This window comes from Mesorhizobium sp. M1A.T.Ca.IN.004.03.1.1, from assembly GCF_003997555.1.
GTDB lineage: Bacteria > Pseudomonadota > Alphaproteobacteria > Rhizobiales > Rhizobiaceae > Mesorhizobium.
The window spans coordinates 1-283 of the sequence record NZ_RZTV01000202.1 but is presented as its reverse complement, the minus strand read 5'-3'; the positions used below and the strand labels follow the sequence as shown (position 1 = coordinate 283).

Annotated in this window: 1 pseudogene; it reads left to right on the top strand. The window is 62.2% G+C overall.

The features are described from left to right. Positions 1–283, top strand: a pseudogene (locus tag EOD29_RS31340) (AAA family ATPase); the annotation flags it as partial.

Here is a 283-nt window from a genome sequence, read left to right as displayed (position 1 = left end):
GGCGCTCGGCAAGGACCTGATGAGTTTCGGCACGCCGATCCTGGTGCTCGGCGATCCCGGCCAGCTGCCGCCGGTTTCGGGCGGCGGCTACTTCACCAACCAGGAGCCGGATTATCTCCTCACCGATATCCACCGGCAGGCGCGCGACAATCCGATCATCAAGCTCGCCATGCAGGTGCGCGAAGGCAACGAGATCATGTATGGCGACTACGGCACGGCCAAGGTGATCTCGAAGAACGAGGTGACGCAGGATCTGGTGATGAAGGCCGACCAAGTACTCGTC